Source organism: Nostocoides australiense Ben110 (assembly GCF_001050535.1).
Classification (GTDB): Bacteria; Actinomycetota; Actinomycetes; order Actinomycetales; family Dermatophilaceae; genus Nostocoides_A; species Nostocoides_A australiense.
Window position 1 is genome coordinate 2,604,072 of record NZ_HG764815.1, and the last position, 22,888, is coordinate 2,626,959.

Sequence of the window (22,888 nt, forward strand, 5' to 3'; positions counted from 1 at the left end):
CCGCCATCGCCCGCGAACTGGCCGGCTGGTGCTGGTCCCTGGCCGTGATGGACGACTAACACCACCCTCAAACCCGTTCAGGGACAACCACACCGGGTGACCGGGCGCCAGCGCGAGGAGAGGACCAGCGAGTCTGCTATGAGCACCCTTGACCGGGCACGCTCGATCCTAGACAAGCACCCGACTCTCCAGCCGAAACAAGGTAATGCGGTAACCAACCCGCGAATATCAGACTGACCGCGCGTCGCCTGACACGACTGCCTCCCGGCCACCCACCCCTGAACGACGAAGCGGGGTCTGCTCCAGGCCACAGCAGACCCCGCTTCACCCTGCCACTTGACAGAAACCAGTCACATATCAGCAGAGATTCCTTGGGGGAGAAGGCGGTTCAGCCGGTGATCCGCGACTCGCGGTCGTAGTTCTTGCCGAGGAACTGCGGGACCAGGGCCCACCGGAAGGCGAAGATCATCACCAGCAGGGTCGCGACATACGGCAGCATCGAGACGAACTGGTGCGGTATGCCGATCCCGCTCACCTGGGCGCGCTGGGCGAGCACGTCCATGGCGGCGAAGAACAGCGATCCGGCGAGGATGAGTTGCGGGCGCCACCCGCCGAAGAAGGCCAGGGCGATGGCCAGCCAGCCGCGGCCGGCGACGATGCCATCGGCATACACGCCGGAGAACGCCATCGGCAGATAGGCGCCGCCGACGGCCATCAGCCCCCCGCCGAGGGAGGCGGCGAGCATCCGGGTGCGGGTGACATTGATGCCGAGGGAGTCGGCGGCCTTGGGGTTCTCACCGACCGAGCGCAACCGCATACCGGAATCGGTGCGATAGAGCCACCACCACAACAGCGCCGACAACCCGATCGCGACGAAGACCAGCACGTCCTGGCCGAAGACGATGTCGGGCAGCGGGCGGATGCGCGGCGGCTCGTCGGCGCCGATCACGACGCGATAGAGCAGGCTGGCGGTGCCGCCGCTGAGGAAGAACAGGGCGAGGCCGACGACGAACTGGTCCATCCGCAGGTAGGTCGTGGCCCACCCCAGGATGGCGCCGAAGGCCGCGCCGGCGAGGGCGGCGACGAGCAGGCCGACGAGATTGCCGCCCCACTTGAGGCTGACGAGGTAGCCGATGGCGGCGCCGAGCAGCATCAGGCCCTCTTGCGAGACGTTGAAGATGCCGGCCCGGCCGGAGAGCATCGTGCCCTGGGCGACGAAGAGGAAGGGCACCATCGCGGTGATGGTCAAGGTGATGAAGTCGCTCATGCCGCGGCCTTTCGTGACGCGCGCAGGCGCAATTGGTCGGTGACCCAGTCCGACATCAGGAGGAAGAGCAGGATCAGCCCTTCGAGGATGAGCACCATCTCGACGGGGGCGCCGGAGGTCCGCTGCATACTTCCCGCGCCCACCTCGAGCACCGCGATGCCGAACGCGACGAAGGGCACCGCGGTCAGGGAGCCGCGGGCGATCAAGCCGATGATGATGCCGAGGATGAGGAAGTTGGACTGGATGCCCTCGAGCATCCGATGGTGCACGCCGGCGACCTCGATCGCGCCGGCCAGCCCCGCCAGGGCGCCGGCGACGATCATCGACATGACTGCCACCTTGCCGGTGCGTATGCCGTGCAGCTTCGCCGCCCGCTCGTTCAGGCCGACCGCGCGCAACTCGAATCCGGCGACGCTACGGCGGGCATAGAAGGCGGCGGCGATCGCGAGCAGCGCGACGAGGATGACGCCGATATGCATGGGGGGCTTGCCGATTCGCGGCAACTCGCCGCCCGCGCCGATCGCTGTGGTGACCGCGCCACCCGCGCCCGGGTCGGACCAGACGACCGAGGCGAGATAGTCGAGGATCTCGAAGGAGACGAAGTTGAGTAGCACCGTCGAGAGGATCTCGTTGACCTTGAACTGTTGCATCAGCCACGCCGATATCCCGGCCCAGAGCGCCCCGGCGGCGACGCCGGCGACGATCAGCAGCGGCAGCAGCACGACGGTCGGGAGATCGGAGAGCAGGATGCCCATGGCGACCGCACCGGTCGCGCCGAGGATCATCTGGCCCTCACCACCGATGTTGAAGCGGCCGGCGCCGAGGGGGATGGCAAAGGCCAGGGCGAGCAGGGTCAGCGGCACCCACTTGTGGAGGGTCTGCACCATGCCGGTGCGGTTGCGGAAGGAGTTGGTCAGGACCGCGCGGAAAGCCTTGGCGGGGTCGTGGCCGAGGAGGGCGATGATGATGGCGACGACGACGAAGGCGACGAGGACCGCGAGGATGTAGGGAATGGCGGCGACGCCCGCCGCTTTGGCGCGCTCGCCGACGCTGGGGCGGGCGGCGACGGTGACGGTGCTCATGCGGCTCCTGAAACGCCGGTCATCAGCCGGCCGAGTTCATAGGGGTCGGCGTGACCGCGGGCGAAGTCGCCGACGAGCCGGCCGGAGTAGGCGACGCGGATCCGGTCGGCCAGGGCGATGACCTCGTCGAGGTCCTCGGAAATGACGATGACCGAGCACCCGCCCGCGGCCGCGGCGCGGATGCGGTCATAGACGAACTGGGTCGAGGCGATGTCGAGACCGCGAGTCGGGTTGTGCAGCAACAACATTTTGGGGTTGTGGGCGAAGGCGCGGGCGAGGATGACGCGCTGGATGTTGCCGCCGGACAGTTGCCCGCAGGCCGTGGCGGCGCTGGGGGTTTTGACGGCGAACTCCGAGATGGCTTCGACCGCCTCCCGGCGGGCGCGGCCCCAGTCGATCAGGCCGGCCTTGGCGCGGGTCCGGTGGGCGCCGAGGACGAGGTTCTCGGTGATATCGGCGCCGGGCAGTATGCCGTCGCGCTGCCGGTCCTCGGGCACGTAGACGACACCCGCACGCAGCCAGGCTTCGGTCGGCCGGCCGACGAGTTCGGTGCCGTCGAGGGTGAGAGAGCCGTGGGCCGGGCGGCAGCCGGTCAAGGTCTCGGCCAATTCGACCTGACCGTTGCCGGCGACCCCGGCGATCCCGAGGATCTCGCCCTCGCACAGTTCGATGGAGACGTCCTCGACGACGGCCTTGCCGCCGGTGCCGGGCACGGTCAGCCGGCTGCCCACGACGCGTACCGGCCCGGTCACCTCTGGCACATCGAGGGTGGCGTCGCCGATCTCGGTGCCGCCGAGGGCCACGTCGGCCGTCTCGTCGCTGGCCGGGGCGGCGCCGACCATGCGGGCGGCGAGGTCTTCGGGAGAGGTGTCGGCGGCGTCGACTGTCGCGATCCACGCCCCGTCTCGCATGATCGTCATCCGGTCGCAGGCGGCCATCGTCTCGCGGATCTTGTGGGTGATCAGCACGACCGACATGCCCTCGTCGACGATGGCGCGCATCGACCCGAAGAGCGCGTCGACCTCTTGCGGGGTGAGGTTGGTCGTCGGCTCGTCGAGGACGAGGATCTTGGCGCCGCGATAGAGCGCTTTCAGGATCTCGACGCGTTGGCGCACGCCGACGGGCAGGTCACCGATGCGGGCGGCCGGGTCGACGGCGAGGCCGAAGCGCTCCGACAGTTCGCGGATCCGGCCGTTCACGTCGACCCCGGAGGTGTCGGTGCCGAGCACGACGTTCTCGGCGACGGTGAAGACGTCGACCTGGAGGAAGGTCTGGTGAACCATGCCGACGCCGGCGGCGATCGCGTCCTTGGGGGAGGCGATCACCACCGGGGCGCCGTCGATCTCGATGGTGCCGGCGTCTGGGGCGTAGAGGCCGTAGAGGACGTTCATCAGCGTCGTCTTGCCGGCGCCGTTGCCGCCGAGAAGACCGTGGACCTCACGAGGGCCGACCGTGAAGTCGACGTCCTTGAGGGCCACGACCGGCCCGAACGTCTTGCGGATGCCGCGCATGCGCAGCAGTGGCGGTGCCGCGCCTCCCGGCGCGGCGTCGGGGGCGCTCACCGTCGGGTCACCCGATCTTCGTGACGTCGAGCTTGACCGTGGTCGCGCCGGACTTGACCTTGGATATCGCGTCCTCGACGGCCGTCCTGGCCTCTGCAGGCACCTTGTCGGACATGGCGATCGTCACGCCGGTGTCGAAGCCGAGGGGGTAACGCCCGGTCTTGGTGCCGGCGGCGATCTTCTCGAGGATTGCAGCCAGCGGGGCGACGAAGTCGTATTCGAGCGACCCGGCATAGTGGTCGCCGGCGGCGGCCGACTTGTCGGTGTATTTCGCGGTGACCCAGCCGTCGCCGGCCGCCTTGCCCTCGAAGGCCTGGAAGGTGCCGGTCGCGCCCTGGTTGAGGGAGCCGACGATGACGTCGGCGCTCTGGCCGAGGAGTTGCTGGGTGAACTGCTGGGCCTTCGCGGCGTCGTTGAAGTCACCGGTCCACACGGGCTTGATGGTGGTGCTGGCGCCCGTGTCGCTGATCGCCTGTTCCATCGCGTGGACCTCGGCGAAGGAGAACGGCAACGAGAGCCCCCCGACATACCCGACGGTGCCGGTCTTGCTCAGCTTGGAGGCGAGCACGCCCATGCCGTAGAAGCCGAGGTGGAACTGCCGGTCGATGGTCCAGACGTTGGCCGGCTGGTCCTTCGGTGTGCCGTCGTATTCGGCGATGAAGGTGACATCGGGGTTGTCGGCGGCGACCTTGGCGGTGTTGTCGTAGAACTGCGATCCGTGAGTCCACACGATCGTCGCTCCGTCACCGACGGCCTCGGTCAGGCGCGCCTCGACGTCCGGGACGGCGACCTTCTCGCTGTATGACGTCTCGGCGCCCTTCGCCTTGGCGGCCTCGAGCGCCTTCAGGCCGAGGGCGTTGTAGTCGGCGTCGTTGACCGGGCCGGAGAAGATCGCGGCGATCTTGACGCCGGAGGCGTCCCCGCCGCCGGAGGCGCCGGAGGAGGCTGTTTCCTCGCCGCCGCCGCAGGCGCTCAGCCCGATCGCGGCACAGGCCAGCAAGGCTGCCATTCGGCGCGTGGGACGGAAGGTGTGGTCGGTCATGGCAGGAGCCCTCTCCCTCAGCTGTGTCCGGACAAGGGGAGCCATGATCGACGGTGATACGGCCGGAATCCCGTGCGGGTCCGCCGGCAGCCCCTTTGAGCATGGGAGTTTTGTCCCGAGCGCGGGCTGGCTCACTGGCAGCACCTGCCCATAAGGACCGGTCAACATTGGCAAAGCTGGCCCGCCGTCTGGCGGACGACAGTCCCAACTCACGCGCGCCTGGAAACCTAGCTCGCGTCCCAGCGTCCGTCGAGGCCTCGGCCGGGAGTGCGGGCGAGGGCTTCTTCCCAGTCGGGGCCGGACATGGCGATGGCGGCGGCGGGGAAGAGGCCGTTGTCCTCGTGGTCGATATGGCGGCGCAGGTCGTGCTCGAATTGCTCGTATGCCGTGTGCTTGCCCCCGCGGATCGCCATCAGTTGCGCGTCCAGAGTGACGTGCTCGGCGCACAGCGAGTCGATGGTGTCGGCGAACTCGTCCTGGAGGCGCAGCTGCGCGAAGAGGCCGACCTCCTCGGCGCCGGTGTGCGGATGAAGCAGCGCCTCCATCGCGTCGACCGCCGCGCCGACGGCGGCTGCGTCAGCGTCGTGGCACGCCGCCCGCAGCGCCGTGAGCGCGTTGACGATCTCGACATGCTCGGCCATGAACCGGCCGATCAGCGCGATGTTCTCGCAGCCGCAGTAGGAACACATTCAGTTCTTGACACCGGGCTTGTCCCAGGTGCCCTGCGGGGTGCGGACCTGCGGGCCGCGGGCGCGAGCGTCCCGGCTGCGATAGACGACATACGGGCGGTTGAGGTAGCCGACCGGGGCGCTGAAGACGTGCACGAGGCGGGTGAAGGGCCACATCGCGAAGAGGAGGAAGGCCAGCACCGCGTGGATCTTGAAACCCCAGGGGGCAGCGGCCATCAGGTCGACGTCGGGGCGCATCTCGAAGATCGAGCGGAACCAGGGGGAGACGCCGTCGCGGTAGTTGTACTCGCCGCCGAACTGCAGCCAGCTGCCGGCGATGGTGTTCCAGATGCCGAGCACGATGACGGCACCGAGCACGACATACATGACCTTGTCGTTGACGGTGGTGGCGCTGAAGACCGGGCCGGTGGTGCGGCGCCGATAGACCAGGATGATCAGTCCCACCACCGCTGCGACCCCGGCCGGTATGCCGCCGGCCAGGGCGAGGACGTGGTAGGCGTGGCGGGACAGGCCGATCTTGTCGGTCCACGACTGCGGGATCAGCAGGCCGAGGATGTGCCCGCCGACGACGCCGAGCATGCCGAAGTGGAAGAGCGGGCTGCCGATGCGCAGCAGCTTGTCCTCATAGAGCTGGCTGCTGCGGGTGGTCCACCCGAACTTGTCGTAGCGGTAGCGCCAGATGTGGCCGACGACGAAGACCGCCAGGCACAGGTAGGGGAAGATGCCGAAGAAGAAGCGGTTCATCGGGGACCTCGCGACGTATCAGAGTGACGAAGGAACGGAGAACTTCGTGGGGCCAGGTTCATCGCTGTTGAGCTCCTACGGGGATCGCGTCCCCCAAGTCGATCGGGAGGGGGCGGGGGTTCAGGCGCGGGTCCATGGCGTAGCCGGGGAGGTCGAGGCCGACCTGTTCGCTGGGCGGGCCTTGCGCGATGAGCTTGGCGAGTGCTTCCTCGTCGGAACCGTCGAGTTCGGGGAGGGTTGCCCGCAGTGACTGGACGACCGGCAGCCACGCCGAGTCCTTGGCACGCAGCGCCCGGTGCAACAGTTCGATGCCGACCCGGTTGTCGCACAACAGTTTCCAGGCGATATCGACGTCGTGCACGGCGCCGAACTCCAGGACGACGCACAGGTGGTCGGGCAGTTCGTCGCCACTCATCTCGACGCCCGCCGCGCGGTAGGCCTGCTTGAACCGGATCAACTCGACCCCACGCTTGCGGGTGTCGCCGCACGTGTAATAGCTCAGGTGCAGCGCGCACTTGCGGGTGATGTCGAAGGTGTCGATGTAGTCGCTCTGCAGGCTCGCCAGCGACGTCGCCTGGAGATGATCGAGGTATGCGGTGAGCCCGGCCCGCGCGTCCGCCGGGACTTGGGCGAGGGCCGCGTGCAGCGTCGGCGCCTGGGCCCGCAGCTGCTCGGTCGGGTAGTCGAGCAGCAGCGAGGTGACCTGCCAGAGCGTTCGAATATCCGTGCGGGACAACGCCGGAGCGCTCTTGCGGTGCCGGCGCCAGATCATTGCGGCGTCCCCGTCTTGTCGCCGGGGAAGATGCCGTCCGGCATCCCCTTGCCGTCCCAGTTGAGCAGGTTGACGCGCCCGCGCAGCGGGTTCTCGCCCGGCAATTCCTCGAGGGAGTCGGCGGTCTGGGTCTCCTTGAGCACCCGCAGGTTCTCGACGGCGACCGGCGTCAGGCCGCCGCGGCCGGAGCCCTCGCCGAATGCCGCGGACTGGCCGCCACCGTATTCGGAGACCGCACAATCGGTCGCGAGTTCTTCGAGGGCGTGCGCCTGCTCGGCGTGGGCGGTCGGGATGACATAACGGTCGGCATACTTCGCGATCGCGAGCAGCCGGAACATCTCGTACATCTCCTCCTCGCCCATCCCGACGGTCGCCGGGATGTCGGCATTGCCGTCCCGGCCGAGGTTGATATCGCGCATATAGGAGCGCATGGCGGCGAGCTTCTTGAGGACCTCGTTGACCGGCGCGACATCGCCGGCCGTGAAGAGGTTGGCGAGATATTCGACGGGAATGCGCAGAGTGTCGATGGCGGCGAAGAGGTTGGCCTGGCTCTCGGCGTCGTGGCCGGTCTCCTTGACGACATCGACGACCGGCGACAGCGGCGGGATGTACCAGACCATCGGCATCGTGCGGTATTCCGGGTGCAGCGGCAATGCCACCTGGTAGTCCATGATCAGCCGCTTGACCGGCGACTTGCGGGCCGCCTCGATCCAGTCGCCCGGTATGCCGGCGCGCTCGGCTTCTCGTTGCACCGCAGGGTCTTCCGGGTCGAGGAAGACGCCGCGCTGGGCCGCGAAGAGGTCCTGGTCGTTCTCGACACTGGCGGCGTCGAGGACGGCGTCCGCGTCATAGAGCATCAGGCCGATATAGCGCAGCCGGCCCACGCAGGTCTCGGAGCACACGGTCGGGATGCCCACCTCGACCCGCGGATAGCAGAAGGTGCACTTCTCGGCCTTGCCGGTCTTGTGGTTGAAGTAGACCTTCTTGTAGGGGCAGCCGGAGATGCACATCCGCCAGCCGCGGCAGCGCTCCTGATCGACGAGCACGATGCCGTCCTCGGAGCGCTTGTAGATCGCGCCGCTCGGGCAGGATGCCGCGCACGCCGGGTTGAGGCAGTGCTCGCAGATGCGCGGCAGATAGAACATGAAGGTCTGCTCGAATTCGAACTTGACCTTGTCCTCGATGCCCTTGATCATCGGGTCCTTCGGACCGTACTCCCGGGCGCCACCGAGGTCGTCGTCCCAGTTGGCCGACCACGTGACATTCATCGGCTTGCCGCTGATCAGCGACAGCGGCCGGGCAACCGGGAACTGTTGCTGCTGAGGCGAATTCAGCAGCGTCTCGTAGTCATAGGTCCACGGCTCGTAGTAGTCGTCGATGCTCGGCAGCTTGGGATTGGAGAAGATGTTCAGCAGCTTCTTCATCCGGCCGCCGGCGGCGAGCGTGAGCCGGCCGTTGGCCTTGCGGACCCAGCCGCCTTCCCACTCGGCCTGGTCCTGCCAGCGTCGGGGATAGCCCAGACCAGGCCGGGTCTCGACATTGTTGAACCACACGTATTCCATGCCGGTGCGGTTGGTCCAGGCCTGCTTGCAGGTCACCGAGCAGGTATGACAGCCGATGCACTTGTCGAGGTTCATCACCATCGCGAGCTGTGCCATCACGCGCATTGTCGTTCTCTCCCTTAGGTTCTCGTATGCCGTGTGGCCGCGATCAGTTGTACCGAACCGGCGCGGTGCGTTTGCGGATCATCGTGACCTCGTCGCGGTTGTTGCCCGTCGGCCCGATGTAGTTGAAGAAGTAGGCGAACTGCCCATACCCGCCGATGATGTGACTCGGCTTGATCATGATGCGGGTCAGCGAGTTGTGGATGCCGCCGCGCCGGCCGTTGGTCTCCGTGAGCGGCACGTCGATGAGCCGGTCCTGGGCGTGATGCATATAGACCGTGCCCTCGGGCATCCGGTGACTGACGATCGCCCGCGCGGCGACGACGCCATTGCGGTTGACCGCTTCGACCCAGTCGTTGTCCTTGATCCCGACCTTGTCGGCGTCCCGGTCCGACATCCAGATCGTCTGCCCGCCCCGGGAGAGGGAGAGCATGAAGAGGTTGTCCTGGTATTCGGAGTGGATCGACCACTTGTTGTGCGGGGTCAGATAACGCACGGAGACACCGAGTTCCGTCTTCTCGCCGAGCGGCGTTTCGCCGAAGAGCATGGTCATGTTCAGCGGCGGTCGATAGACCGGCAGCGTCTCGCCCATGCCCTGCATCCAGTCGTGGTCGAGATAGAACTGCTGCCGGCCGGAGACGGTGTGGAAGGGCTTGAGCCGCTCGATATTGATGGTGAAGGGGGCATAGCGGCGGCCACCGGACTCCGAGCCCGACCACTCCGGGGAGGTGATGACGGGCACCGGCTGGATCTGGGTGTCGGCGAAGGTGATCTGCTTGCCCTCGTGCTCGGCCGAGAGGTCGTGCAGTTGGGTCCCGGTGCGCTTCTCGACGTTCTTGAACCCCAGGGTCGCGAGATGGCCGTTGGCCGTGCCGGAGAAGTGCAGGATCGCGTCGGCGACGTGGATCGCGGTGTCGAGTTTGGGCTGCCCGTCACCGGCTCCGCCGCGCTGAGTTCCGTTGCGCTGGCGCAGGATCTCGGTCTCTCGCTGCACGTCATAGGGCACGCCCTTGGTCAGCATGCCGACCTTCTCCATGAGCGGGCCCACCGAGGTCATCTTGTCGTAGACGGCGGTGTAATCGCGCTCGGCGACCGCGAGCACCGGGAGGGTTTTGCCGGGCACCGGCTCCACCTCGCCGGTGCGCCAGTCTCGCACCGAACCGTGCACTGTGGCAAGGGCTTCCGGCGTGTCGTGCCACAGCGGCTTCGCCACGACATCGGTGCGCGTGCCGAGATGATCGACGGCCAGCTCGGAGAACTTCTTCGCGATCTCCTTCCAGCTGTCCCAGTCCGACTTGGACTGCCACGGCGGCGCGATGGCCGGGTTGAAGGAGTGGACGAAGGGGTGCATATCGGTCGTCGACAGGTCATGCTTCTCGTACCAGGTGGCCGCCGGCAGCACGACGTCGGAGAAGAGCGTCGAACTCGTCATCCGGAAGTCGAGCGTGGTCAGCAGGTCGAGCTTGCCCTCCGGGACCTGCTCGGGCCAGACGATGCCGTCGGGCCGCTTGTCGGCCGGCGCCTGCGAGGCGGTGACGGCGTTGTCGGTGCCGAGCAGGTGCTTGAGGAAGTACTCGTTGCCCTTGGCGGACGAACCGAAGAGGTTGGAGCGCCACAGGCTCAGGATGCGCGGGAAGTTCTCCTCGGCCTCCGGGTCCTCGACCGCGAACTTCAGCTCACCGGATTTCAGCTGCTCCACGACATACGGAACCGGTTCCATCCCAGCGGCTTTCGCCTCGTCGGCGAGGGCCAGGCTGCTGCGGTTGAAGGTCGGATAGCTGGGCGTCCAGCCCAGGCGCACCGACAGTGCGAGCAGGTCCATGACCCCCTTGCCAGCGAAGACGCCAGTGCCCATGTCGAGGTCGTCGGCGGTGAAGGTGTCGTAGCGGTACTGGCTGGTGTTCACATACCAATAGGCCGTCTGGTTCATATGCCGCGGCGGGCGGTGCCAGTCGAGGGCGAAGGCCATGTGCTGGAAGCCCATGATCGGGCGGATCTTCTCCTGCCCGACATAGTGGGCCCAGCCGCCGCCATTGCGGCCCTGGCAGCCGGTGATCGTCGTCAGCACGAGCATGGCGCGATAGATCTGGTCGGCGTGGAACCAGTGGTTGATGCCGGCGCCGAAGAGGATCATGCCGCGGCCGCCGGTGTCGATCGCGTTGTGCGTCCATTCGCGCGCGAGCCGGATGATCTGGCTCGCCGGGACGGCCGTGATCCGCTCGGCCCAGGCCGGCGTGTTGACGGCATCCGCGTCCTCGTATGAGGTGGCCCAGTCGCCCGGAAGCCCTTCGCGCGCAATGTTGTAGTGCGCGAGCATGAGGTCCAGCACCGTGGTGACGACCCGGTCCCCGATGCGCTTCACCGGCACGCCGCGGGTCTCGAAGACGACGCTGCCGCCGTCGGCGTCGAAGCGCGGGAAGCGCACGAGGACGGCGTCGTCGCGGGTGTCGTAGACGGACAGGGCCGGCTCGATGTCACCGAGGTCGAGGTTCCACTTGCCCCAGCCCTCCTCGCCATAGCGGTAGCCGACCGAGCCGTTCGGGATCGCGACCTGGCCGGTGCGCTGGTCGAGCACGGCGGTCTTCCACATCGCGTTCTCGGAGTCCTTCTCCGGGACATCGAGATCACCGGCGACGACGTATTTCCCTTGCTCCCAGCCGTTTTCGCCCTCCTCGAGCGTCACGAGCATCGGCAGGTCGGTGAACTTGCGGTTGTAGTCGACGAAGAAGTCGACCTGGGAATCGGCGAAGAATTCCTTGAGCAGGACATGCCCCATCGCCATGGCGAGCGCGCCGTCGGCCCCGGGGTTGCAGGCCACCCACTCGTCGGCGAATTTGACGTTCTCGGCGTAGTCGGGGGAGACCGCGATGACCTTCTGGCCGCGATAACGCGCCTCGGTCATCCAGTGCGCGTCCGGGGTCCGCGTCAGCGGGACATTGGAGCCCCACATCATCAGGTAGCCGGCGTCCCACCAGTCGCCCGACTCGGGCACATCGGTCTGGTCGCCGAACATCTGCGGCGAGGCGTTGGGCAGGTCGGCATACCAGTCGTAGAACGACAGCATCGGCGCGCCGACAAGTTCGAGGAAGCGGGCGCCACTGGCATACGACACCGGCGACATCGCGGGGATCGGGGAGAAGCCGGCGATCCGGTCCGGGCCCCAGCGCTTGACCGTATAGACGTGCGCGGCGGCGACGAGTTCGACGACCTCCTCCCAGGAGGAGCGCACCAGGCCGCCCTTGCCGCGGGCGCTCTTGTAGCGCGCGGCCTTATCGGGGTCCTGGACGATCGAGGCCCAGGCGACCACCGGGTCGCCGCCGACCGCCTGCTTGGCCGCGCGGTACATCTCCAGCAGGACCCCACGGACATACGGGTAGCGAATCCTGGTGGGGGAGTAGGTGTACCAGGAGAAGGAGGCACCGCGGGGGCAGCCGCGCGGCTCATACTCGGGCTTGTCCGCGCCCGCACTCGGATAGTCCGTCTGCTGCGCCTCCCAGGTGATGATCCCGTCCTTGACGTAGACCTTCCACGAGCAGGAGCCGGTGCAGTTGACCCCGTGCGTGGAGCGCACCACCTTGTCGTGGCTCCAGCGGTCGCGATAGAAGCTGTCGCCGCTGCGGCCCCCCGCGACGTACATGCTGCGTTTGTCGTCGGAGACCTGCGCCTTGGTGAAGAACCGCCGGGTGCCCACGAGGGCGTCGGCGAGCGGGGAGTCGAAACCAGTGTCAGTCATCGGCGTGCTTCCTGGTGTGCTTCCGGTCGGGGTCGGTCGGGCGCGGCTGGGGCTCAGCCGGGTCGAAAGGGGTGGTGCGCGAAATGTGCGCGATGCACGTGCCGGCCTCGGCGAAGGGGAGCAGGGTCACCGTCGTATTCGGCTCGCCGAGCCGGTCCATGGTGCCCGCGATCAACCCACGATGGATGCCGCACACCACGTCAGTATGCCGTCGGGCCAGCCCCCGGAACGGGCAGTGGGGCAGATCGATCTGCACGGATCGGCCTTGGTCACGCGTGGACAACTCTGGTTCGTAGCCCCAGTGCTGCAGGACGTCGATCAGGCCGCCGACCTTGCCGACGAACTCGCCGGCCGAGTGCGCCGGCGACGCGTCGTGGGCCGGCACGTTCTCCAGCGCCCACCGGCGCCCGGCTTCGTCGGGCTCGACGACCCGGCCCTCATCGCGGCCGGCGCTGAGCGTGCCGGCGAGGACCTCCATGAGCAAGCCGGTCGGAACCTCGGGGTTTTCGGCGCTCACCGGGCGTCGGGTCACGGCATACACCTTGCGGGGGCGCCCGGCTCCGGGATGTTTGTGGAAGGACGCGACCAGGACGCCGGCGGCGACGAGCTGGTCAAGGTGGAAGCGCGCGGTCGTCACGTGCAGGTCGACGGCCTTGGCGACCTGGGCAGCGCTCAGGCCCTCGGCGCCGAGAGCGGGGGCACCGGTGCCGGGCACCCGCGCGGCTTGGGCGCCGGCGATCGCGTCGACGATCTGCCGGCGCACGGGCGAGGACAGCAGTGCAGCGGCCAGTGCCGGGTCGCTCATCCTCGCCTCCTGACAGATAGCCGGATCGACTTCCTGTTTATTCAAGCACGTCGGCCCCCCGACCCGCGGTTAGGTGCGCCTTCGTAGGCGAAATTCGTTGTGCGGGGTAGCGTCTCTTCGGGCCCGATTTAACGGACTTACTCCTATAAAATAGACTCTCGAGGAGACCGCCTCATGGCTCGCCCGGACGCCCCCACCGGTGCCACCCCCGTCGACGCCGACACCCCCGAGCGGCACGCGGGCGCCTCCCGCGTGCTGTGGATGTCGACGGCCGCGTTCACATTGATGTTCGCCGTCTGGCTGATGTTCGGCATCCTCGGTGTGCCGATCCAGAAGGAGCTGAAGCTCACCGACCCGCAGCTGGCGTGGCTCTCGGCCGTCGCCGTGCTGAACGGGTCGATCTGGCGGCTGCCGGCGGGCATGCTCGCCGACCGGATCGGCGGCCGCAAGGTCACGATCGCCATGCTGCTGCTGACGGCGATCCCGGCGTTCCTGCTCACCCGGGCCCACGGCTATACCCAGCTGCTGATCCTCGCCTTCCTCGTCGGCTTCGCCGGCAACCTCTTCAGCGTCGGCATCGCCTGGAACTCAGCGTGGACACCGAAGCAGCACCAGGGCTTCGCGCTCGGGGTCTTCGGCGCAGGCAATGTCGGGGCGTCGGTGACCAAGCTGTTGCTCGTCCTCTTCCCCGCCATCATCGCCGGCACGGTCGGCCACACCTACTTCGGCATCTTCGAGGGCGGCTGGCGCATCTTCCCCGCGATCTATTGCGTGGCCCTGGTGACGATGGCGTTGCTCGTCTACCTCGTCGTGCCGCGCCAGGACCGGGTCGCCGGCGCCGGCAAGCCGATCGGGGAAATGTTGGCTCCCCTCGGGCACATTCGCGTCTGGCGGTTCAGCCTCTACTACGCCGCTGTCTTCGGCGCCTATGTCGCCCTCTCCGCCTGGCTGCCGAAGTACTACGTCGATAACTTCGACATCGAACTGAAGACCGCTGCCCTGCTAACGGCGATCTTCATCTTCCCGGCCTCCCTGCTGCGGCCCGTCGGCGGCTGGTTCTCCGACCGCTTCGGCGCCCGGCGCGTCATGTACTGGACCTTCGGCGTCATGCTGCTCGTCACCGGCATCCTGATGATGCCCAACGGCCACATCGTCATCGCCCACGCCGACGGCAGCCAGAGCGACCACCTCGGCTACCACATCAGCTTGCCGTTCTTCGTCGCCCTCGTCTTCCTGCTCGGGTGCGCCATGGGCATCGGCAAAGCCGCTGTCTACAAACACATTCCGGAATACTTCCCCGACAACGTCGGCTCAGTCGGCGGGCTCGTCGGCATGTTCGGCGGCCTCGGCGGCTTCGTCCTGCCGCCGCTGTTCGCCTACACCAAGCAGTGGAGCGGTTTCCCGACCAGCACCTTCTTCGTCCTCTTCCTGCTGACCGCGGTCTGCGCGGTCTGGATGCACTGGACCGTCGTGCACATGCTGCACAAGGAGAACCCCGAGCTGGCCCGCCACCTGGAAGCGCCAGCCGCGACCCGGTGACAGGCTCGCGCGACACGCGAAGGCGGCCGCGCGGCATACCACCCCCAAAAACCCTGCAACACGAGGAGAATCCCCACCATGAGCACCGCACCGACCCGCACCGGCGGGGAGTGGCTGCAGGCCTGGGATCCGGAAGACGAGGCACGCTGGGACAAAGGCCTGGCGTGGCGGACCCTCTGGATCACCACCTTCTGCCTCACCCTCGCGTTCATCGCCTGGTTCCTGCCCAGCGCGATCATCCCCAAGCTGAACTCCCTGGGCTACTCGTGGTCGAAGAACCAGCTCTACTGGATGGCCGCCATGCCCGGCCTCGCCGCCGGCCTGTTCCGGCTCGTCTGGATGGTGCTGCCGCCCATCATGGGCACGCGAAAGATGGTCTCGCTCAGCACGTTGTTGCTGATCGCCTCCACCCTCGGGTGGGGCGTGCGGGTGCAGCACCCGACCGCGCCCTATTGGGAACTGATGGTGCTGGCCTTCCTCGCCGGCATCGGCGGCGGCCTCTTCTCCGGCTTCATGCCCTCGACGTCCTTCTTCTTCCCGCGCCGGATGCAGGGCACCGCGCTCGGTCTGCAGGCCGGCCTGGGCAATTTCGGTGTCTCGGTCGTCCAACTCCTCACGCCCTATCTGATCGCCATGTCCGGGCTGGCCATCTTCGGCGGCTCCCAGGTGCTCAAGACTGCGGGCAAGCCCGACAAGAACGTCTACTTCCAGAACGCCGCCTTCGTGTGGATTCCGCTGATGATCATCGGCGCCGTGCTCGCGTGGACGATGCTGAAGTCGGTGCCGGTCAAGGCGAATATCAGGCAGCAGTTCGACATCTTCTCCAACCAGGACACCTGGTGGATGACGCTGATCTACATCATGACCTTCGGCACCTTCTCCGGCCTGGCTGCGCAGTTCGGCCTGCTCATGGCCAACCTCTACGGCTCGGGCAATGACAAGGTCGTGTCCGGAACCGGCGCTGCCGCCAAGGTTTTGATCGAGGGGTATGCCGTGCCCGACCCGGTCAAGTACGTCTTCCTCGGCCCGTTGATCGGCGCCGGCGCCCGCGTGCTCTTCTCGCCGCTGACCGACAAGATGGGCGGTGCGATCTGGTCGCTCATCTCCGGCATCGGCCTCATCGCCTCGATCATCTACACGATCCCGGCCCTCACGCCCGACTTCTCCTCGGCCGCGGCGCTCAAGGGCGACTTCAACCACTTCCTGTGGGGGATGCTCGCGATCTTCCTCTTCTCGGGGATCGGCAACGCCTCGACCTTCAAGCAGATGCCGATGATCTTCGAGCGCCGCCAGGCCGGCGGCGTGATCGGCTGGACGGCCGCCATCGCCGCCTTCGGGCCCTTCTTCTTCGGTGTGGGCGTCAGCTCGCTCGGCCCGACGGCGTTCTACTGGATCGGTGTCGCCTGGGCGATCATGTGCACGATCATCGTGTGGATGCGCTACGCCCGTCCGGGTGCTCCGAAGCCGTCGTAGGGGTCATCCCGGCGACGTCCCGCGCCGGCTGTGACCTCGAGTCACGGCCGGCGCCGGACTGTCCCGGGTCGCACACGTCCGCGGAGGGAACCACCGATGAGCGCTGACAGTCAGCCCGCACCCACGATCGAGTCGGGTGAGTTGCGCCGGGCGGTGACGCTGGTGGCGGCGCTCAACTTCGCCTACTTCTTCGTCGAGTTCGCGGTCGCCCAGGTCGCCGGCTCGGTCTCGCTGCTCGCCGACAGCGTCGACTTCCTCGAGGACACCGCCGTCAACCTGCTGATCCTCATCGCCCTGGGCTGGCCGCTGGCCAGGCGCGCGGTGGCCGGCAAGGCGATGGCGGTCGTCGTCCTCGTCCCGGCAGTCGTCGCCTGCTGGGAGGCGATCCAACGCTTCACCGACCCGGCCGCGCCGGACCCACCACCGATCGTGCTGGCCTCCCTCGGAGCCATCGTGGTCAACGGCACCAGCGCCTGGCTGCTGGCTCGCGTGCGGCATCACGGTGGTTCGCTCAGCAAGGGTGCGTTCCTGTCCGCCCGCAACGACGTGCTGGTGAATCTGGCGATCATAGCCATGGCGGTCGTCACCGTGTGGAACGCCACCGGCTGGCCCGACCTGATCCTCGGCGTCTTCATCATCGCGCTGGCCCTGCGCGCGGCTCATGAGGTCTGGGAGGTCAGCGAGGAGGAGCGGCTGGCAGCCAAGGCGCTGGCCGGCGAGGACCTCGACTGACCTCGTCTTGGCCCGCAACCGCATTCGAGGGATCAGGCCCGGTTTGCGCCGCCCTGGGCATCGCGTAGAGCAACCAGGAGGCGGACGTTGCGGTCCGCGAACTGCTGCCAGCCGGGGGGTGTGGCGGCGATCAGTTGGGCACCTTGACGGGCCGGGCAGTCGCGCGTGCGCCACACGTCCACGAAACCGTCGCGTGCCCGCAACGTGAGCAGCAGGCCGTCGTGCCAGGCCGCGACACGCAGGTCAGGTGGCGTGCACCCCGCCACGGTCTGTGGCGCCACGCTCCACTCGAGTGCGGCGAGTTCTTCCTGGATCTGCCCGGCCACCTCGTAACCGAGCTGGGCGGCGGCGCGAGCGCGACTCGACGAGGCGGGCGCGGGTGGCTGCGACATCGTCCTCGACGCCCCTCAGCAACCCGACGAGCCCGGCGATCACCTGCGCGCTGGGACGGATCGACGCCGCGGGCCTCACCGATCGAGCGGGTGCCGGCGTCCAGGTGCGTTCCCGTCAGGTGCACCGGCCATGCCCGCAGCGCGCCGGAGCGGGCGAGGCGCGCTCGCGTGCTGCCCAGGTAGGGCCCGAAACCGAGCTCCGGGTCGGGCGGCGGCCCGTAGCGGAGCGACAGGGACGGTGCCCGGGGCCCGGGATCGAGCACGAACCAGACCGGCACTTCCTGCCCGCCGCGGGTCCGATTCCAGCGAGCCAGAGAGCGTGTCAGCAGGTTGCGCTCCAGCCACGCGGCCTCATGCACCGACTGGCATACCAAGGCCTCGACGCGCGCGATCTGCCCCACCATGTGGCGCAGATGCCGTCGGCCGTGCAGGTCGCCCCAGTACGAGCGGGTGCGTGAGCGCAGATCGCTGGCGCGACCGACATACATGACCCGGTCGCGTTCGTCTCGAAAGCGATAGACACCGGGCTCGTGGGGGAGCAGCGAGCACGCCTCGCGGGCCGGTGACCGCACGATTCGGCGAGTCGTCGAGGCGGTAGGCGGCACCAGGCCAGCGTCCCACGCGGTCCGGACACGCGGGGTTGCGAGTCGATTTGGTCAACAGGGGGTTGACCGCGTACGGTGGGTGAACTGAAAGTGAACGGAAGGTGAACACACGATGAGCGACAAGAGTCAGAAACTGGTCATGCAATGGCGTCCGGTCACGGGACGGGATGGACGCACCCGTATGGAAGCGCGGTGGGTCACCCCCGCCGCCGACCGCCACCCCGCCCAGGACCGGCGCGCCGCCTGACGGGCTGTCAGGGCTTGGTGGCCCGGATGAAGGCGCTGGCAAAGGCGCCATCGAGGGCGTCTATCGAGCCGGCCGGGTCCATTCCCTCCGGGAGTGCGGTCAGGTCCATCTGATCGGCCAGGTCTTCGAGGTCGGCCCGTGAATAGGCCCGGGTCACCTCGACGCCCGCGTCGTGGAAGCCCGCGGCGGCGAGCTTGGCGACATACTCCTCGTCCCTCAGGGACCCGGAGATGCAGCCGGTCCACAGGGCCAGCACCCCGCGCAACTCCTGCGGGATCTCGCGCAGGAGCACGATGTCGGAGACGGCGAACCGGCCGCCGGGGCGCAGCACGCGGAAGGCCTCGCGCAGCACCGCGTCCTTGTCGGGGGAGAGATTGATGACGCAGTTGGAGATGACGACGTCGACGCTCGCGTCCGGCAGGGGCACCTGCTCGATCGTGCCCAGCAGGAACTGAGCATTCTCGATGCCGGCCTCCGTCTTGTGTCTCTCCGCGAGCGCGAGCATCTCGTGCGTCATGTCCAGGCCGTATGCCGTGCCCTCCGGCCCGACCCGGCGTGCCGAGAGCAGCACGTCGAGGCCGCCGCCCGAGCCGAGGTCGAGGACGTCCTCGCCGGGCGCCAGCTCGGCGAGCGCCGTCGGGTTGCCGCAGCCGAGCGACGCCGCGAGCGCGGCGTCGAAGGGGACATCCGTCTCGTCATACAGCCCGCCCGTGATGGGGTCGAGGCCGCGCGCCTTGCCGGCTTCGCCGCAGCAACTGGACTCGCCAGGCGCGGGAACCGTTCCGCCGCAACAGGAGTCGACCTTGCCCGACAGGGACAGGTGAGCCGACGCGGCATACCGCTCCCGGACGGCGTCGCGGACCTGATCGTCGGTGAGATTGCTGGACATCGATTGCTCCTTGTCTTGATGATTATCGAATCAAAATCCATCGTGGACCTCTGATTCGATATCTGTCAAGATAGACGGCGTGACGAATTCGGCCCCGGCCGGCGCGCAGCCGGCCCAGACCTGCTGCGCACTCACCAAGATCCCGGTGAGCGCGGCCGACGCCGAACGCCTCGCGCCGATGTTCAAGGCTCTCGGCGACCCGGTCCGCCTGCGGATGGCGTCCCTCATCGCCACGCAGCCCGAGGTCTGCGTCTGTGAGATCACCCCGGCCTTCGATCTGTCGTCCGGCACGATCAGCCATCACTTGAAGTCGCTGCGCGATGCCGGGCTGGTCGACAGCGAACGTCGCGGCACCTTCGTCTACTACTGGATCCGCCCCGAAGCCCTGGCTGCCCTCTCCGCCCTGCTGTCCGTCGACTGCTGCTAAGGCATGCCGGACCAGCCGGCGGGAGTGATCCACATGTTGGCGCCGACGATCTCGCGGCCGACGCGCAGGGCGTTGCGCAGGGACGGGATGTTGTCGCGGTGGATCGTGCCCCACAGCGCATCCCCGTCGTCCGCGGGTAGTTTGCGCAGAAGTCGTTGCAGCACAACGGGCCCCAGTCCCTTTTCGCGATGCTCGGCATCCAGAGCGAGTTCCTCCACAGAGAAGCCGCACATGCCGTGCGCGTCCCATCGCATGGCCGCGACCACTCCGGCGGGCTCGTCGTGCACCCGCACCTCGAAGAGCAAGCCCTCGTCGGCGCAGTCGGCCAGGGAGTCCGCGTCCTCGGGTGTGGCCCAGCGGGCGCGCTCCGGGTCCCGCCGATAGAGCTCGCCGTAGATCCCGGCGTTGCGCGCGGCGAGTTCACCGGGGCTGCCGGGGACCAGCCGGAGCCGGTCGTCGATGTCCCGCTTCCGAGTGCGGAGCCGGTGCACGAGACCGGCCATCACATACATATCGACCGACATCCCCACGAAGCGTGAATCTCCCCGCACCGCAGCAATGATCGCGTCCGGATCGGGCAGGTTCGCGCGCAGGGCGAGCGGGTGCCACGGGTCGTATGCCGGCGCCACCGCGGCGGCGATCGTTGCCAGTCCGTCAGGGGTCGGGGGAGCAGTGCTGGCGACAACGTCCACGAAGGGGCGGGCGTTGTCGCGCTGGCGAAAACGTATGCCGCACAAGGCCCACCCGCCGTCGGGTAGGTCAAGGACTCGGTTCGCCCAAGCCAGTGGCGGCATCGGTGAGGCCGAGTCGACGTGGCCTCGCAACTCGGCCCCGAACTCCTCGTCCCCGACCCACGCGACCTCCTGGCGCACGCCATCGGCGAGCTGCGCGAGGAGGCTCGGCGCGGAATACCAGGAGCGGATGGCGGGGCTTGTCCACGGCACGCGCGCGGCGGCCACGACCTCCGGTGTCACTCGACGATCGTAATCAAGGGGTGGGCGCTGTGGCCCGCCGTTCGGCGGTGATGTCGAACGTCGCCAGCCCGACCAGAGCCTGGTTGCTGCCGGCCGGCGCATGATGCGCCACCGTCCCCGTCGTGCCCCACAGTCCGGCGGCGAGCAGCGCGGCGACGGTATGCCGCCGGCGCTCGCTGTTCATGCCGCCGAGGGTGCCACGCCCGATGCTCAGCCGAAGATCGTGATCGTCTGCCGGGAGATGGCGACCGGCGCGCCGTCGCGGGTGAAGACGTGTGCGTGCGTGTGCGCGTAGCCGTTGTGGGCGGCGTCGGTGTCCACTTCATACCACCAGTGTTGGTCCGCGGGACCGGTTGGGAGAGTGAGCATTTCGAGCGTCCACGTGAGTGTGCTCATCGCCGCGGGGGAGCGCAGCAGCTGTCCGGGGGCGGGTGGCCAGGCGTCGACGAGGGCGATGAAGTGCGGTAGCGCGAGGGCGCGCGGGGTCTCGGTCAGGCGCATGAAGCCGGCCATGTCGCCAGTCGTGCTGCCGGAAAAGGGGAATCGGCCGTGCGCCGGGCGCAACTGCACCTTGGCGAAGAACTCCGGCGTGATCCCGGGAACGACCGGAACCACCATCAGCGGGTCGGGGTCGGGGATCGTATGCCGCGGCGGGGCCGGAGCCAGGTCGACGCTCGACTCCCGGTCAGCGCCATACGCCGACAGCTGCACCGAGCGCACCGTCTCCTCGCCGCTGCGCGAATCGCGTTGCCACAGTTTGACTTCCGTTTGCGTGGCCGACGAGCCACGGCGCAGGAGCACCGCTTCCAGGCGGGCCGGACCGCACTCGGTCGGCGCGACGAAGGATGTCGTGGTCGCCCGCAAGGCATCCGGCTCCAGGTCGAAGGCCCCGAGGGCGTGCGCTTGCAGCGTGCCGGCGACCAGGCCGCCATACACGGCTCGGCCCTGCCCCCAGCCCTCGGGAATCTCCACCTCACTCCCCGCGGCCGCTGCGTCGAAAAGCACATCGAGGGGGTGGGAGCCGGTCATGGCGCCGATCGTATGCCGTGGCAGGATCGCGCTATGCCCGAACTGCGTCGCGACGACTCGCTGTGGATCCTCGACTTCGGTTCCGACGAGAACCGTTTCTCGCCGGACTGGCTCGATGCCGTCAACGGCCATCTCGACGAACTCGAGGCCGCCACGGAGCCCGGCGCGCTGGTCACCACGGCAACCGGCAAGTTCTTCTCCAACGGCCTGGATCTGGATTGGGTGCAGGCGCATCCCGATCAGTTCTTCCCCTATGTCAAGCGGGTGGAGGAGTTCCTGTCACGGGTGCTGACACTCCCGGTGCCGACCGTGTGCGCGATCAACGGCCACGCCTTCGGCGGCGGGGCCCTGATCGCCTTCAGCCACGACTACCGCATCATGCGCGGCGACCGCGGCTTCTTCTGCCTGCCCGAAGCCGACATCCGGATCCCGTTCAGTGTCGGCATGAGCGCGTTGGTGCAGTCGAAGCTGACACCGCGGTCGGCGATCGATGCGATGACGACCGCCCGGCGGTATGGCGGGGCGGAGGCCTTGTCGGCCGGGATCGTGGACGCGGTGGCGAGCGAGGAGGAGGTGCTGCCCACAGCGATCGAGCTGGCCCGCTCGCTGGTCGGCAAGGACCGCGGCACGCTCGGGACGATCAAGCAGCGGATGTTCGCGTCGGTGACCGCCGCGCTCGCCGAGCCGCTCGCCTGACCGGGAACACCGACGCGGCCGCCGGTGTTGCAGGCGGCGTAACCATGCCGACCCGGACCGGCAGGAGCCGAACATGACCTTGGCTGTGCGCATGCTGGAAGGGCGCGAGCCCTATGACATCTACACCTGGGCGCAGGAGCTCTTCGAGGGTCGCGAGTACATCGAGGCGGGGCAGGTCCTCGAGTACCTGCTCGAACACCATGGCTCCGAGCCCGGGCTCGGCGAGGCGCGAGAGTTGTTGGCGCGCAGCTACTTCCACTCTGCGCAGCTGATGCGCGCGGTGGACACGGCACACGAGATCCTGCAGGGCGACCCGGGCAATTCCTATGCGTTGCTGATCCTCGTCCGCTCGTTGCAACGCGCCGGGCGCACGGACGAGGCGCTCGCCGCCGAGCGGCTCGCCGCGGCATACGGCGTCGACGTCAGCCGCCCCGGCGGGAGCGCCGCCGAAACCGGCTGAGCGGCATACCACCCGGCACGGCACCCGAAAAGGTGGCGAACGGCATACCCCGGCGGGCGTCCAGA

General features: G+C 68.1%; 22 protein-coding genes and 1 pseudogene. 7 read left to right on the plus strand and 16 right to left on the minus strand.

Features of this window, described 5'->3' with window-relative positions:
* Window positions 1-388: 388 nt before the first annotated feature.
* From BN11_RS12520 to BN11_RS12565, 10 genes are all read right to left on the minus strand, one after another.
* The gene (locus BN11_RS12520; RefSeq protein WP_048698189.1) at window positions 389-1,267 is read right to left on the minus strand and encodes an ABC transporter permease; all 879 of its coding nucleotides are present in this window, start codon (window positions 1,265-1,267) and stop codon (window positions 389-391) included.
* Window positions 1,264-2,349: an ABC transporter permease gene (locus tag BN11_RS12525; RefSeq protein WP_048698191.1), complete on the minus strand. Its 1,086-nt coding sequence runs from the start codon at window positions 2,347-2,349 to the stop codon at window positions 1,264-1,266. The genes BN11_RS12520 and BN11_RS12525 overlap by 4 nt, the downstream gene beginning before the upstream one ends.
* Window positions 2,346-3,911 (minus strand): ABC transporter ATP-binding protein, encoded by a 1,566-nt coding sequence (locus tag BN11_RS12530; protein WP_083433727.1) that lies wholly within the window; start codon window positions 3,909-3,911, stop codon window positions 2,346-2,348. The genes BN11_RS12525 and BN11_RS12530 overlap by 4 nt, the downstream gene beginning before the upstream one ends.
* Before the next feature lie 7 nt (window positions 3,912-3,918).
* Window positions 3,919-4,953, minus strand: coding sequence for a BMP family protein (locus tag BN11_RS12535; RefSeq protein ID WP_048698195.1), 1,035 nt, complete (start codon window positions 4,951-4,953; stop codon window positions 3,919-3,921).
* Window positions 4,954-5,180: 227 nt separating this feature from the next.
* Window positions 5,181-5,642, minus strand: a complete 462-nt coding sequence (locus BN11_RS12540; protein WP_048698197.1) for a hemerythrin domain-containing protein — start codon at window positions 5,640-5,642, stop codon at window positions 5,181-5,183.
* Complete coding sequence (narI, locus tag BN11_RS12545) at window positions 5,643-6,386, minus strand: respiratory nitrate reductase subunit gamma (protein WP_048698199.1); 744 nt, start codon at window positions 6,384-6,386, stop codon at window positions 5,643-5,645. It abuts the gene before it with no gap.
* Between the two features lie 58 nt (window positions 6,387-6,444).
* The gene (gene narJ, locus BN11_RS12550; RefSeq protein ID WP_048698201.1) at window positions 6,445-7,158 is read right to left on the minus strand and encodes a nitrate reductase molybdenum cofactor assembly chaperone; all 714 of its coding nucleotides are present in this window, start codon (window positions 7,156-7,158) and stop codon (window positions 6,445-6,447) included.
* On the minus strand, window positions 7,155-8,825 hold the full coding sequence (narH, locus tag BN11_RS12555; RefSeq protein WP_048698203.1) for a nitrate reductase subunit beta: 1,671 nt from the start codon (window positions 8,823-8,825) through the stop codon (window positions 7,155-7,157). The genes narJ and narH overlap by 4 nt, the downstream gene beginning before the upstream one ends.
* A gap of 43 nt (window positions 8,826-8,868) precedes the next feature.
* Complete coding sequence (locus BN11_RS12560) at window positions 8,869-12,555, minus strand: nitrate reductase subunit alpha (RefSeq protein WP_048698204.1); 3,687 nt, start codon at window positions 12,553-12,555, stop codon at window positions 8,869-8,871.
* Window positions 12,548-13,360, minus strand: coding sequence for a helix-turn-helix transcriptional regulator (locus tag BN11_RS12565; RefSeq protein WP_048698206.1), 813 nt, complete (start codon window positions 13,358-13,360; stop codon window positions 12,548-12,550). Before BN11_RS12565 ends, BN11_RS12560 begins: the two co-directional genes overlap by 8 nt.
* Window positions 13,361-13,534: 174 nt before the next feature.
* Between BN11_RS12565 and BN11_RS12570 the strand changes: the two genes are divergently transcribed.
* The 3 genes from BN11_RS12570 to BN11_RS12580 all read left to right on the plus strand — a co-directional run bounded on the left by BN11_RS12570 (window position 13,535) and on the right by BN11_RS12580 (window position 17,104).
* Entirely contained in the window at window positions 13,535-14,899 is a 1,365-nt protein-coding gene (locus BN11_RS12570; RefSeq protein ID WP_048698208.1) for an MFS transporter, read from the plus strand.
* Window positions 14,900-14,977: 78 nt separating this feature from the next.
* The gene (locus tag BN11_RS12575; RefSeq protein ID WP_083433729.1) at window positions 14,978-16,372 is read left to right on the plus strand and encodes an MFS transporter; all 1,395 of its coding nucleotides are present in this window, start codon (window positions 14,978-14,980) and stop codon (window positions 16,370-16,372) included.
* Between the two features lie 96 nt (window positions 16,373-16,468).
* On the plus strand, window positions 16,469-17,104 hold the full coding sequence (locus tag BN11_RS12580; protein ID WP_083433730.1) for a cation transporter: 636 nt from the start codon (window positions 16,469-16,471) through the stop codon (window positions 17,102-17,104).
* Between the two features lie 32 nt (window positions 17,105-17,136).
* Here BN11_RS12580 and BN11_RS12585 read toward each other — a convergent pair whose 3' ends face one another.
* Window positions 17,137-17,496, minus strand: a complete 360-nt coding sequence (locus BN11_RS12585; RefSeq protein ID WP_048698211.1) for a hypothetical protein — start codon at window positions 17,494-17,496, stop codon at window positions 17,137-17,139.
* 323 nt (window positions 17,497-17,819) lie between these two features.
* Window positions 17,820-18,101: pseudogene (locus tag BN11_RS26160) on the minus strand (nucleotide excision repair endonuclease); the annotation flags it as partial.
* Window positions 18,102-18,213: 112 nt separating this feature from the next.
* Between BN11_RS26160 and BN11_RS25620 the strand changes: the two are divergent.
* Window positions 18,214-18,348, plus strand: coding sequence for a hypothetical protein (locus BN11_RS25620; protein WP_268807109.1), 135 nt, complete (start codon window positions 18,214-18,216; stop codon window positions 18,346-18,348).
* Window positions 18,349-18,355: 7 nt separating this feature from the next.
* Here BN11_RS25620 and arsM read toward each other — a convergent pair whose 3' ends face one another.
* Window positions 18,356-19,237, minus strand: coding sequence for an arsenite methyltransferase (arsM, locus tag BN11_RS12590; RefSeq protein ID WP_048698213.1), 882 nt, complete (start codon window positions 19,235-19,237; stop codon window positions 18,356-18,358).
* A 79-nt stretch (window positions 19,238-19,316) separates the two neighbouring features.
* Here arsM and BN11_RS12595 point away from each other — a divergent pair, with 79 nt between their 5' ends.
* A complete protein-coding gene (locus tag BN11_RS12595) occupies window positions 19,317-19,664 on the plus strand; it encodes an ArsR/SmtB family transcription factor (protein ID WP_053084095.1) in 348 nt (115 codons plus the stop codon).
* On the opposite strand, the gene BN11_RS12600 is transcribed toward BN11_RS12595, so the two are convergent.
* Genes BN11_RS12600 through BN11_RS12605 form a run of 3 tightly spaced genes read right to left on the minus strand, consistent with a single transcriptional unit; the run spans window position 19,661 to window position 21,667 of the window.
* Entirely contained in the window at window positions 19,661-20,638 is a 978-nt protein-coding gene (locus BN11_RS12600) for a GNAT family N-acetyltransferase (protein WP_048698216.1), read from the minus strand. The genes BN11_RS12595 and BN11_RS12600 overlap by 4 nt on opposite strands.
* A 13-nt stretch (window positions 20,639-20,651) precedes the next feature.
* Complete coding sequence (locus BN11_RS22715; protein ID WP_157044124.1) at window positions 20,652-20,822, minus strand: hypothetical protein; 171 nt, start codon at window positions 20,820-20,822, stop codon at window positions 20,652-20,654.
* A 26-nt stretch (window positions 20,823-20,848) separates the two neighbouring features.
* Entirely contained in the window at window positions 20,849-21,667 is an 819-nt protein-coding gene (locus tag BN11_RS12605) for a thioesterase family protein (RefSeq protein ID WP_048698220.1), read from the minus strand.
* 33 nt (window positions 21,668-21,700) lie between these two features.
* Between BN11_RS12605 and BN11_RS12610 the strand changes: the two genes are divergently transcribed.
* Both BN11_RS12610 and BN11_RS12615 read left to right on the plus strand, forming a co-directional pair.
* The gene (locus BN11_RS12610; RefSeq protein WP_048698223.1) at window positions 21,701-22,363 is read left to right on the plus strand and encodes an enoyl-CoA hydratase-related protein; all 663 of its coding nucleotides are present in this window, start codon (window positions 21,701-21,703) and stop codon (window positions 22,361-22,363) included.
* A 73-nt stretch (window positions 22,364-22,436) separates the two neighbouring features.
* Window positions 22,437-22,823, plus strand: a complete 387-nt coding sequence (locus BN11_RS12615; protein WP_048698225.1) for a tetratricopeptide repeat protein — start codon at window positions 22,437-22,439, stop codon at window positions 22,821-22,823.
* Window positions 22,824-22,888: the final 65 nt, after the last annotated feature.